At 39.8% G+C, this 12,162-nt stretch carries 9 protein-coding genes; 6 read left to right on the top strand and 3 right to left on the bottom strand.

The features are described from left to right. Positions 1 to 216: 216 nt before the first annotated feature. The 3 genes from pyrF to QWU_RS00750 all read left to right on the top strand — a co-directional run bounded on the left by pyrF (position 217) and on the right by QWU_RS00750 (position 4,010). Complete coding sequence (gene pyrF, locus QWU_RS00765) at positions 217 to 1,062, top strand: orotidine-5'-phosphate decarboxylase (protein ID WP_006590490.1); 846 nt, start codon at positions 217 to 219, stop codon at positions 1,060 to 1,062. Positions 1,063 to 1,436: 374 nt separating this feature from the next. Continuing rightward, positions 1,437 to 2,930 carry a histidine--tRNA ligase gene (hisS, locus tag QWU_RS00760; RefSeq protein WP_006590489.1) on the top strand — a complete coding sequence of 498 codons (1,494 nt, stop codon included), beginning with the start codon at positions 1,437 to 1,439 and terminating at the stop codon, positions 2,928 to 2,930. 567 nt (positions 2,931 to 3,497) lie between these two features. Further along, positions 3,498 to 4,010: a hypothetical protein gene (locus QWU_RS00750; protein WP_006590488.1), complete on the top strand. Its 513-nt coding sequence runs from the start codon at positions 3,498 to 3,500 to the stop codon at positions 4,008 to 4,010. 418 nt (positions 4,011 to 4,428) lie between these two features. On the opposite strand, the gene QWU_RS00740 is transcribed toward QWU_RS00750, so the two are convergent. After that, positions 4,429 to 4,953 (bottom strand): peroxiredoxin, encoded by a 525-nt coding sequence (locus tag QWU_RS00740; RefSeq protein ID WP_006590487.1) that lies wholly within the window; start codon positions 4,951 to 4,953, stop codon positions 4,429 to 4,431. 216 nt (positions 4,954 to 5,169) lie between these two features. Between QWU_RS00740 and QWU_RS00735 the strand changes: the two genes are divergently transcribed. Next, positions 5,170 to 6,798, top strand: coding sequence for an alpha-D-glucose phosphate-specific phosphoglucomutase (locus QWU_RS00735; RefSeq protein ID WP_017195966.1), 1,629 nt, complete (start codon positions 5,170 to 5,172; stop codon positions 6,796 to 6,798). 432 nt (positions 6,799 to 7,230) lie between these two features. Here the strand turns inward: QWU_RS00735 and fumC are convergent, their stop codons facing one another. Beyond that, positions 7,231 to 8,619, bottom strand: coding sequence for a class II fumarate hydratase (fumC, locus tag QWU_RS00730; RefSeq protein ID WP_006590485.1), 1,389 nt, complete (start codon positions 8,617 to 8,619; stop codon positions 7,231 to 7,233). 227 nt (positions 8,620 to 8,846) lie between these two features. On the opposite strand from fumC, the gene groES reads away from it, so the two are divergent. Next, the gene (gene groES / locus QWU_RS00725) at positions 8,847 to 9,143 is read left to right on the top strand and encodes a co-chaperone GroES (RefSeq protein ID WP_006590484.1); all 297 of its coding nucleotides are present in this window, start codon (positions 8,847 to 8,849) and stop codon (positions 9,141 to 9,143) included. 76 nt (positions 9,144 to 9,219) lie between these two features. Then, positions 9,220 to 10,863: a chaperonin GroEL gene (gene groL / locus QWU_RS00720; protein ID WP_006590483.1), complete on the top strand. Its 1,644-nt coding sequence runs from the start codon at positions 9,220 to 9,222 to the stop codon at positions 10,861 to 10,863. A gap of 630 nt (positions 10,864 to 11,493) precedes the next feature. Here groL and QWU_RS00715 read toward each other — a convergent pair. Continuing rightward, a complete protein-coding gene (locus QWU_RS00715; RefSeq protein ID WP_026017259.1) occupies positions 11,494 to 11,895 on the bottom strand; it encodes a helix-turn-helix domain-containing protein in 402 nt (133 codons plus the stop codon). Between the last annotated feature and the right edge of the window lie 267 nt (positions 11,896 to 12,162).

Below are 12,162 nucleotides of genomic sequence, written 5' to 3'. Positions count from 1 at the left end.
ATCTATAGAAAATAAAGCAGCAAAAGAATTCTTATGGCACAATATAGAGAGGTAGTAAAATGATATGGAGGAGACTTTGCTTTCTGCCATGTTATGAGAATGTCATAATATTTGAAAATATTTTCTTTTCAAAAAAAACATGTTACCGGTTCTTTCGATTAATGAATACTTTGTTTTCTATATTAGAAAATTTAAACAGAGACTGTAGAGTATAGCATGTTTTGTTCAAACTTTTTTAAAAATCGTGAAATCTATGGACCGCTTTGTATTGGTTTTGACCCTAGTCGTAAAGTTTTGCAATCATGGAATTTGAGTCCTGATTATAAAGGCTTGAAAGATTTTTGTGATATTCTCCTAACCGCGGTTGTGGGACATGTGGGGATTATAAAGCCGCAAGTCGCATTTTTTGAATTGTATGGTGTGGAAGGCCTGCAAGTTCTCAAAGAACTTATTAAAACAGCTCATGAACAAGGGTTATTGGTTCTCGTTGATGCAAAAAGGGGGGATATTGGTTCTACTGTTGAAGCTTATGGTCAAGCTTGGCTTGGTTCAAGCAGTGCGTTTAAAGCGGATGCTATAACCGTGAATGCTTTTCTTGGCTTTGATGCTCTCATTCCTATGATAAAAATTGCAGAAGAAACAGGAACAGCGGTTTTTATGGTTGTTGAATCCTCTAATCCTGAGGGTAAAGATATTCGCAATGCCCGTATTGGTGATCAGACACTTTCTGTTCATTTGGCACAGCGTATTTGTGACTATAATAGCCAGTCTTTAGGACAAAATTATTCTGTTGGTCCTATTGGTGCGGTTATTGGAGCAACATTGGGAAGTGAAGCAAAAGAGGCAATTGAGCAGTTAAAAAACAGCTTGTTTCTTGTTCCTGGTATTGGTGCTCAAGGGGGAACGATAACACAATTATCCCATCAGTTTCCGCAAAGTTTGTGGCAGAATATTATTCCTTCTATTTCAAGATCGATTACAGATGCTGGCCCCAATATTGTGGATTTAAAAACGTGCATCAATGATTTTGCCGAGCAAGCTAAAAGTGCTCTCCTGTTTTGAGATCTATATGTGATAAATCTGGAAAGCACTTATAGGAGAGTTTTTTTCTAGAATAAACGGTTGTTTTTGATGTCTCTAAAGAAGTAGGATTGCAGACTGTTTGGGAGAATGTTTTGGGTGAGGGGTGCAGTATTTTTCATGAGAAAATAGAAGAATATTCAGAGTAGAGTTTACATTTTGATCTTGAAAGTGCAAGCGCTTTTATAGTGGATATTCTTGAAAGAAGGGGTATCATCTTTGTAAAACAAAAGCTTATGCATGGTGTGTTGGTGCATGTTGCTTAAAGGTTTAGGGTGATAAAGGCATTGCGGCGTTTGTTTCTATAAGCTAAGACACATATTATCTGTGAACACAAATTGTTGTTAGAGAATCATATGTCATTAAAACAAGAAAAAACCAAAGCGCGTTTACCTCGTGGTTTTGTTGATCGTACAAGTGCACAACTGTATGCAACGGAGACCATGATAGCTCAGATTCGGGAAGTTTATGAACTTTACGGTTTTGAAGCGCTTGAAACACCGATTTTTGAATATACGGATGTGTTGGGCAAGTTTCTGCCTGATGAAGATCGCCCAAATGCGGGGGTTTTTTCGCTGCAAGATGATGATGAACAATGGATGTCTTTGCGTTATGATCTTACCGCACCTCTTGCGCGTTATTTTGCGGAGAATTTTGAAACTTTGCCAAAGCCTTATAGGAGCTATCGTCTAGGTTTTGTCTTTCGCAATGAAAAGCCTGGACCAGGGCGGTTTCGGCAATTTATGCAATTTGATGCTGATATTATTGGAGCACCAACTGTTGCTGCAGATGCAGAAATTTGCATGATGGCAGCCGATAGTTTGGAAAAATTGGGAATTGCCCACCATGATTATGCCATTCGTCTTAATAATCGGAAAATTCTGGAGAGTGTTTTAGAATTGATTGGTTTGGAGGGAAGTGAACACACTGAAAGGCGCCTCACTGTTCTTCGAGCAATGGATAAACTTGACAAATTTGGTTTTGAGGGTGTGCGTTTGCTCTTGGGTAAGGGGCGTTTGGATGAAAGTGGTGATTTTACAAAAGGGGCAGAGCTTAAGGACAAGGATATTGATTGTATTCTTGCTTTGCTTACGCTACAGGCTGAAACAACAGAGGAAACATTTGAAACTCTTAGAAAAATTGTTGACCAGAGTGCTCAAGGGCTTGAAGGGGTTGGTGAGCTTGAGGAAATGCAAGCAATTTTTGCCGCGAATGGGTACCAGAATCGTATCAAAATTGATCCTTCTGTGGTGCGTGGATTAGAGTATTACACGGGACCTGTTTTTGAGGCTGCGTTGCTCTTTGATGTTCTCAATGATGATGGACAAAAAGTTGTCTTTGGTTCTGTTGGTGGGGGTGGACGCTATGATGGATTGGTGGCGCGTTTTCGTGGGGAAAATATTCCGGCAACAGGTTTTTCAATTGGTATCTCACGCTTGATAGCTGCTTTGCAAAATCTTGGAAAATTGCCTGTAAAAGAAAAGACTGGGCCTGTGGTGGTGCTGATGATGGATCAAGAGCGGGAAGCTGTAGCACGGTATCAAAGCATGGTGATGCAGTTGCGCAGTGCTGGAATTTCTGCTGAACTGTATTTGGGGGCATCGGGGATGAAAGCACAAATGAAATATGCTGATCGGCGCCAAGCGCCTTGTGTGGTGATCCAAGGTTCACAAGAGCGTGAGAGTGGAAAAATACAGATTAAAGATTTGGTTGAAGGGGCACGTTTGTCGCATGAAATTAAGGATAATCAAACGTGGCGTGAAAGTAGACCAGCGCAAGTTATGGTGGATGAAGCGCAATTGGTCAAAACAGTAAAAGATATCTTGGCAGCCCATAAATGTTCATGTTAAAAATTTTGTTAAAATGTGTGGCTGCTAAAAGCTTAGAAATTCCTTACAAAATCTTCAGGAAATTTTCAGGATCGGTATTTTGCCTCATGGAAATGTGTCTTATCTATGTGTTTAAAAGCGCGTTATTTTTTAAACCTATATGGCATAAAAGCAGATGGCATAAAAGCAGATATTTTTAAAAGAAAAAATGCATTGGTTTATCGGCTGAAGGTGTGGTGTGGATATCTTTGTGACACAGAATAGAAGAAAAATCTGCGCCATTTCCCTCATCATATTGCGAAAAATCAATGTCAGAATTTATAGAGATATTAGCAGTTTTACATTTTTGAATTTTCATCTTCTGGTATAAAATTTTTTGCTTTTCTTAATGCAGGTACAGAATTTCGTTTGCGCAAAAGAAGAAGATTTGGAGCAATTTTTCTTTTTAAGTTGAAAAAAGAATAAAATAACTTAAATCAGACAATTTTTTACAGGAACATATTGGTATCAATTGTAGACCCATATAATGGTAAGCAACTGATAATATTCATTTTTTTCGAAAAGTCAACGCATAAATGGAGAAATATAATGGTCCAATATGATTTTACTCTGCTCTATGAAAGAAATCCTTTTATTCTTGAAAAACCTGAGGATATTGGAAAATCATTTAAGCTTCCTATGGCAAATTTTGGATTTTCAGATCTTCCACAAATTTCTTTTTCAGGAGCACCCGATAGTCGGCATATGATTTTGGGGCTTTCATTTATTGGGTTGAAAAGTTTTTTTGTTATGTTGTGGCAAGTGGGAAAAATGTTAGACGAGGATGATGTAGACTTATGGTTTGATCAGGTAATATTAGATCGTGATATCCTCAATGAATTTTTGGCTTGTGATTTTTCAAATGAAGAATCGCAATATCTTAATTTTGCAACTTTTAAAGAAGGTATCAAGGAATTAGAATGTCATAAAATTCTAGCGAAGGGAACAAAAAGACATTGTTATTTTATAAATCCAGATATTTTTGGGCTTCCTGAAAGTGATGAAAATTTTGAACTTAATGAAGATGAAAACATGAATACAGTATTTATGGCAGAAAACTAAAATGAGTGGCTGCTTTAGTGGTCATTTTTAGAGCACAAGATCTTTAAAAAATAGAAAAAAACAGGTTATTAAACCACAGAAGAATTGATCTGTTGATGGGCTTGTATTGTTATAGGCGCTTGAGGGGCCACATAGTGTTTGTGGTATATGATAATGAAGCAGTTTTTGTCGTGAGATTGTTTTTGTTTTCAATAAGGATGAGTGTTGCCTTTGCTGGGGATTGGTGGGGGAAAATATTGGGAGGAATGCTCTGATGAACTGCTCTGCACTGTTTATACTTTTGTGGCGTAAATAGGTGTCAATATATGTGCAGATTTTACAATTTATAATTCATAGAATAAAAAAGCATAAATTCCTTTTTATAAAGGAATTTATGCTAGAAAGTTTGCATTTGACAAATGTATAACTAGGCTTAAAATTAATTTTTCAAGGCTTTTAAAACATTTTGTGGCGAAGAAACTTCATAGGGATCTGTTGTGCAATTATCAGAAAGACCTTCTTCTTCAAACCATTGTTCAATAACGCCGTCATTAATAACAGCGGCATAACGCCATGAGCGCATTCCAAGACCGATATTGTCTTTAGAAACCAGCATGCCCATTTTGCGTGTGAATTCGCCTGAGCCATCGGGGATTAATTTCACATTTTTGATGTCTTGAGTTTTTCCCCAAGCGTTCATGACAAAAGCATCATTGACGGAAAGGCAATAAATTTCATCAATGCCAACTTTTTTAAATTCATCATAGAGTTTTTCAAAGTCAGGTAGCTGAAAGATTGAGCAAGTGGGTGTAAAAGCTCCAGGAAGAGAAAAAAGAATAACCCGTTTTCCTTTAAAGTACGTATCACTGTTAACTTCTTGCCACCGATAAGGATTGTTGCCACTTACTGATTCATCATGCACACGTGTGTGGAATATTACATTGGGAACAGTTTTTTTCATCATAATGATGCTCCTATATTTTTTACGAAAATTGTGTTTTAAAACACCCTTCGGATTTAAAAACATATGGGAAAGAACGTTTTAAATAAAAGGGCTTCTTTTAAAATTTTTACTTCTAATGAGTGTGCAAATATTTCACTATTCCGTCAAGTAGAATTAATGGTCGACTTTGGATACTCTTGCTCTTAAAATTAAAAGAAAGAATATGAAGGTATTTACATGACCATAACTACAGTTTTGACTATGGCTTTTAATGATCAAAAACTTGGGACGTCTGGTTTGCGCAAAAAAGTATCGGTTTTTCAACAGCCTCATTATGTTGAAAATTTTATCCAATCCATTTTTAATAGCATTGGGCCTATGGAAGGGAAATTGTTAATTCTTGGTGGTGATGGGCGCACTTTCAACCTTACCCTTCTTCAGATTGTATTGAAAATGGCTGCGGCTCACGGTGTTGCTTGTGTAAAAGTTGGAAGAGGGGGTATTCTTTCCACGCCTGCTGTCTCACATCTTATTCGCAAATATCATGCTTATGGTGGGATTATTCTCTCAGCAAGTCATAATCCTGGTGGTTTAGAAGGAGATTGTGGCATAAAATACAATATTTCTCATGGTGGTCCTGCCCCTGATTCTTTGTGTGAAGCTATTTTTGCAGCGTCACAACATCTTGCTTTTTATAAAATTTTTGAAGCTCCAGATGTTGATTTAGACAGAGAAGGAACGAGCTTTATCGGGTCTATGCGAGTGGAAATACTTGATCCGGTAGCTGATTATGTTGCTTTGATGCAGGAGATTTTTGACTTTGATTGTATTGCTCGAGCAGTAGAAAGAGGCTTAACCCTACGCTTTGATGCAATGCATGCTGTCACGGGGCCTTATGCGCGCGAAATTTTTGAGAAATGTTTAGGGTTTTCGGAAGGAACGGTGGTTAATGGTGTTCCTTTGCCAGATTTCGGAGGAGGGCATCCAGATCCCAATTTGGTTTATGCTAAGGCTCTTTATGATTTGTTAATGTCTGATCAAGCCCCTGACCTTGGCGCGGCATCTGATGGTGATGGAGATCGTAATCTCATTATTGGTCGTGGGCAATTTGTCACGCCTTCTGATTCTTTGGCACTTATGGTTGAGCATGCACATCTGATTAAAGGTTATCGTCAAGGCATTGTGGGGATTGCCCGATCTATGCCAACAGCGCGTGCTGTTGATCTGGTTGCTGAAAAAAAAGGGTTGAATTGTTTTGAGACGCCAACGGGATGGAAGTTTTTTGCGTCGCTTTTGGATGCAGGAAAAGTCACCTTTTGTGGTGAAGAAAGCTTTGGAACTGGCTCTCATCATATCCGCGAAAAAGATGGTTTATGGGCTGTGTTATTTTGGCTCAATCTTTTAGCGGTGACAGGGAAATCTGTCGCACAAATTGTTCAACAACATTGGTGCACTTATGGGCGCTTTTACACTTCGCGCCATGATTATGAAGGTGTGGAGAGTGATAAAGCAGAAGCGATTATAGAACGATTACGTACAGATTTGCCACAAGTGGGAACAGAAATTGCTGGATTAGAGGTCGAAAAAGCAGACGATTTTACTTATCATGATCCCATTGATCAGAGTGTTAGCATAAAGCAAGGTATCCGTATTTTTTTCAAGAACGGTGCACGATTAGTGATACGCTTATCGGGAACAGGGACGGTGGGAGCTACTTTACGGCTTTATTTTGAGCAGTATGAAAGAAATCCACACAAACACAATCAAGATTTGCAAAAAGTTCTCCGACCTTTGCAACAAGCAGCACTGAAACTGTTGAATATACCACAAGAATTAGGTCGCACACACCCCGATATTATCACATGAGAGCGCTGAGTCATGTTGTTTTTTAGGATCCTTGTTGGGATTGTATTTGTTTGCTAAGATGGAGGAGTCTGTTCTCATTTTTGAGAGGGTTTTCTTTACTCAAATTTGCGTATGGATGTGATGTCCAAAATCATATGTTGTCGGGCAACAAATGAAGGTTTTAATATTTCTCCTATTTTTTTTGAGAGAAAATTTTGGCAAGGTCTGTATTCTGCTACTTATTGTGGGTGGAGCATATTGGGGGCTTGAGTAGGTTATTATCATCTCTTGAAGTTTGTGCTTTATGCATGGGATGTGCAAAAAATTCTTATCTTTGCAAAAGGGTAATGTATCCAAGGGGGAAGGTATCTTTGTAAGAGGTGCGCATAAAAAGGCAATCGGACCGCGAACGGTCCGATATCTTTTGTTTTAAGACGATTTACATCCTATTGTTTATTGTGGGGCGATCATCTTTTTGGGATCAACCAGACGATCATAATCCTCTCCAGAAACACCTGCTTTTAGTGCTTCAGTGCGCAAAGTTGTATCATTTTTATGCGCTGCTTTGGCAATTTCAGCAGCTTTTTCATAGCCAATTTCTGGGGCAAGGGCTGTCACGAGCATTAAAGAGCGTTCCATGAGAGAGTGAATATGAACGCGATTGGCGCGTAATCCTTGTATACAATGCAAGTCAAAAGAGCGCATGCAATCACCAAGAAGTGTGATCGATTGTAATACATTATAGCCAATAACAGGTTTATAAACGTTTAGTTCAAAATGTCCTTGGCTTGCGGCAAATGTGACGCTGGTATGATTGCCAAAGACTTGGCAGGCAACCATTGTCATTGCTTCGCACTGTGTGGGGTTAACCTTGCCTGGCATGATAGAAGATCCTGGTTCGTTTTCGGGTAAGCTTAATTCACCCAAGCCTGAGCGGGGACCTGATCCTAAAAATCGGATATCGTTGGCAATTTTAAACAAATCAGCAGCTAGAGCATTCAGGCTTCCATGGAAATGTGCAAGGGCCCCATGGTGGGCAAGGGCTTCAAATTTATTGTTGGCGGTTTTAAAGGTTATCCCTGTAAGGGTGCTTATTGTTTGCGCAAAAGCAACATCAAAACCTTTTGGTGCATTGAGCCCTGTTCCAACAGCTGTACCTCCTTGAGCAAGTGTCTGAACGTCGGCAAGAGCTGTTTCAATGCGCTGGAGATTGGCTTCTAGTGCGGCGCGATAGCCTGAAAATTCTTGTGCTAAAGTTAAGGGCGTTGCATCTTGGGTATGGGTGCGTCCGATTTTGATAATGTCGGCAAATTCTTCTTCTTTTTTTCTTAAAGTGGTAATAAGAGCTTCAAGAATAGGAAATAAGTGTTGACGCGTTTGTAGTGTGGTCGCAATATGAAGCGCGGTAGGAAAAGAATCGTTTGATGATTGGCTCATATTCACGTGATCATTTGGGTGAACGGGTGTTTTGTTGCCAAGTTTTCCTCCCAAGAGGAGGCTGGCATGGTTAGCGATGACTTCATTGACGTTCATATTGCTTTGCGTGCCGGAGCCCGTTTGCCAGACAGAAAGGGGAAAATGCGTATCGAATGTCCCTGCAAGTACCTCATCAGCAGCAGTAATGATTGCTTTCCCGATGTTTTGCGGAAGCTTCCCTTTTTCCATATTCACAAGAGCTGCCGCCTTTTTGATAAGGCTTAAGGCATAGATGATGGTGAGAGGTTGTTTTTCACTGCCAATATTAAAATTATGCAGAGAACGTTCAGTTTGTGCACCCCAATAACGGTCTTGACGTACCGAAATTGTTCCAAAGCTATCCGTTTCCTGACGTGTTTCAACCATGATAAGATCCTTTATGTTCACAGGTATAATAAAAAGCTAGATAACGCAAAAGTGAAAAAAGAGGCAAGACTCTTAAGACCTCTTAAAATAAATTATTTTAACAGTTGATCCTTGACATTGAAGAGTGGCGATTTTATATTCGGGTTGATACTAGCACTCATAGTTTAAGAGTGCTAACAAACCCTTTAAGATTAATTCAGTTATACTAAGTTTTAAGGATTTAAAACATGGCTAACATACAATTCCGCCCACTTCACGATCGTGTCGTTGTCCGTCGGGTTGAATCTGAAAATAAGACTGCTGGTGGGATTATCATCCCTGATACAGCAAAGGAAAAACCTCAAGAAGGTGAAATTATTGCTGTTGGCAATGGCGCTCTCGATGATAACGGAAAGCGTGTGCCCTTAGAAGTTAAAACAGGAGATCGTATCTTGTTTGGAAAATGGTCTGGAACCGAAGTTAAAATTAATGGTGAAGACCTTCTTATTATGAAAGAATCTGACATTATGGGAATTTTGGGCTAATTTAGTCTCTCAATACTTCCATTTTGTATTATTTGGTATTTTGTACTTCATTAAGACAACTCCAAGGAGAAATTAAATGGCTGCTAAAGAAGTCAAATTTGGCCGTGAAGCGCGTGAGCGTTTATTGCGCGGTGTTGATATCCTTGCTAACGCTGTAAAGGTGACGCTGGGCCCTAAAGGTCGCAATGTGGTGATCGATAAATCATTTGGTGCGCCTCGCATCACAAAAGATGGTGTATCTGTTGCAAAGGAAATCGAACTGGAAGATAAGTTCGAAAATATGGGTGCGCAAATGTTGCGCGAAGTTGCTTCCAAAACCAATGATATTGCTGGTGATGGTACAACAACTGCTACTGTTTTGGGACAGGCTATTGTGCAAGAAGGCGTAAAAGCCGTTGCTGCGGGCATGAACCCAATGGATCTTAAACGTGGGATTGATGCTGCTGTTGAAGAAGTGGTAGCAAATCTCTTCAAAAAAGCGAAAAAAATCCAAACTTCAGCAGAAATCGCTCAAGTGGGAACAATTTCTGCTAATGGAGCTGCAGAAATCGGTAAAATGATCGCGGATGCCATGGAAAAAGTTGGCAATGAAGGCGTTATTACCGTGGAAGAAGCTAAAACTGCTGAAACGGAATTGGAAGTCGTGGAAGGAATGCAGTTTGATCGTGGATATCTTTCCCCTTACTTTGTCACCAATGCTGAGAAAATGGTGGCAGATCTTGATGATCCTTACATTCTTATTCACGAAAAGAAATTGTCTAATCTACAATCTCTTCTTCCTGTGCTTGAAGCTGTTGTTCAATCTGGTAAACCACTTCTCATTATTGCTGAGGATGTGGAAGGTGAAGCTTTGGCAACGCTTGTTGTCAACAAGCTGCGTGGTGGTTTGAAAATCGCTGCTGTGAAAGCTCCAGGCTTTGGTGACCGTCGTAAAGCAATGCTTGAAGATATTGCAATTTTGACATCGGGTCAGGTTATTTCTGAAGATGTGGGCATTAAGCTTGAAAATGTCACTTTGGATATGCTTGGACGTGCTAAGAAAGTCAATATTTCTAAAGAAAATACGACGATTATTGATGGTGCTGGACAAAAAGCTGAGATTAGCGCTCGCGTTAATCAGATTAAAGCACAGATCGAAGAAACAACTTCTGACTATGATCGTGAGAAATTGCAAGAAAGACTTGCTAAACTCGCTGGTGGTGTTGCTGTTATCCGCGTTGGTGGTGCAACAGAAGTTGAAGTAAAAGAAAAGAAAGACCGTGTTGATGATGCTTTGAACGCAACACGTGCTGCTGTGGAAGAAGGTATTGTTGCTGGTGGTGGTACTGCATTGTTGCGTGCTGCAAATGCACTGACTGTTAAAGGGAGCAACCCTGACCAAGAAGCTGGTATTAATATTGTTCGCCGTGCTCTACAAGCACCAGCGCGCCAAATTGCAAGCAATGCTGGTGAAGAAGCAGCGATTATTGTTGGCAAAGTGCTTGAAAACAATGCAGATACTTATGGTTACAATACTGCAACCGGTGAGTTTGGTGATTTGATTGCTTTGGGAATTGTTGATCCTGTGAAGGTTGTGCGTTCCGCTCTCCAGAATGCTGCATCAATTGCTAGCCTTCTTATTACAACAGAAGCAATGGTTGCTGAAGTTCCAAAGAAAGATGCTCCAATGCCACCAATGCCTGGCGGTGGAATGGGCGGAATGGGCGGAATGGATTTCTAAGCCCCTTATAAAGGTAAAAAGAAACGGGTCCATTGGGCCCGTTTTTTTTGTTTTTTGACAGCTGCTGGAAAAGAATCCTTGAATCAGGAAAGTTCCGGCAGGGTATAGATTATTAATGCATAAAATAAAGCAATTCTACTCAGATTCGTTGATGCTCGCGTTTTTATTGGAAAACAAGGTTGCTCCGTCTTATTGTTGGTGTCAGAAGATTTTGCTCTTTCACCATGCTTTTTTACGCAATGAAGTGTTTTTATCCTGCTGTGCCGTAAAATACTGTCGTTTATGGTGGTGATATAAGGTAAATTTTACCCATGTGATATTTTTTGTTCAAGAGTGTGGTGAATATTCAGGGCAGGGCTTGCCCGTAGAATCTTATAAAATGAAATGCATGAGTGAGAAGGCAAGGAGAACCGGCCTTAAGAGAAGCCCGATGAGTTACAGATCGGTTGTGGCAGGAATCACCGTCCTTTAGGGTGGAGGGAAGTTAAAACAGATACCCAAGTATTTATAACAGGCGTATTTAAGTGCACATGGTTGAAAATAAAAACTGTTCACTATGCGTAAAAGGCTGGGCTTTAAAAAAATATCCACGAATGCTACTGAACAGAAAGTGTAGATCTCTCCATAATGTTAAAAACTTTCATTCTGATCAGCGATGAGTTGTAAAATTGCTCTTTGTTTTACAGAGGTTAAAACTCTAAATCTTTTTAAAAGCAAATATTCCTCTCTGCTCGATATGAGCGCATCATGATGGTATGGGATTTCTTGTTTTGTTAAGACATCAGTGTAAAAAAAGGTAAGTGGAACGCTCAGGATATCGGCAATATCTTTCAGGTGTCCCGCAGCAACACGATTTAAGCCTGTTTCATATTTTTGAACTTGTTGGTAGCTTACATTTAAAGCATGCGCTAATTCTTTTTGAGACATTTTCAACATTTTTCGCCTCAAACGAATTCTCTTGCCTACAAAAATGTCGTTGAGAGTTTTGGTTTGCACTTTAGAGCCCCCCGCCGAGTGCGAGCGCCCTCGCATGAGTATTCCGGGAGTCTAAAACTGAACCTAAATCAGCATTTTGCTTTTAGTGCTGAGAGCACTTGGACATAGCAAAATCTCCCGGAATCCCGGGATACCCGCAAAGCGGGGTAAATTCATGTTTAGGTTTCGGGTTTTAGAGCCCTATTGGTCGTTGCGTATGCGACCAAAATCATCTTTTAAACTATAAAGGAATTTCAGGGGATTTACAATAAAAATGAAAACAGCGTTTTTTAATGAACAGAAAGTGTAGATCTCTCCATAATG

It is taken from the genome of Bartonella birtlesii IBS 325 (genome assembly GCF_000273375.1).
Classification (GTDB): Bacteria; Pseudomonadota; Alphaproteobacteria; order Rhizobiales; family Rhizobiaceae; genus Bartonella; species Bartonella birtlesii.
This window is presented reverse-complemented; position numbering and strand designations above follow the sequence as displayed.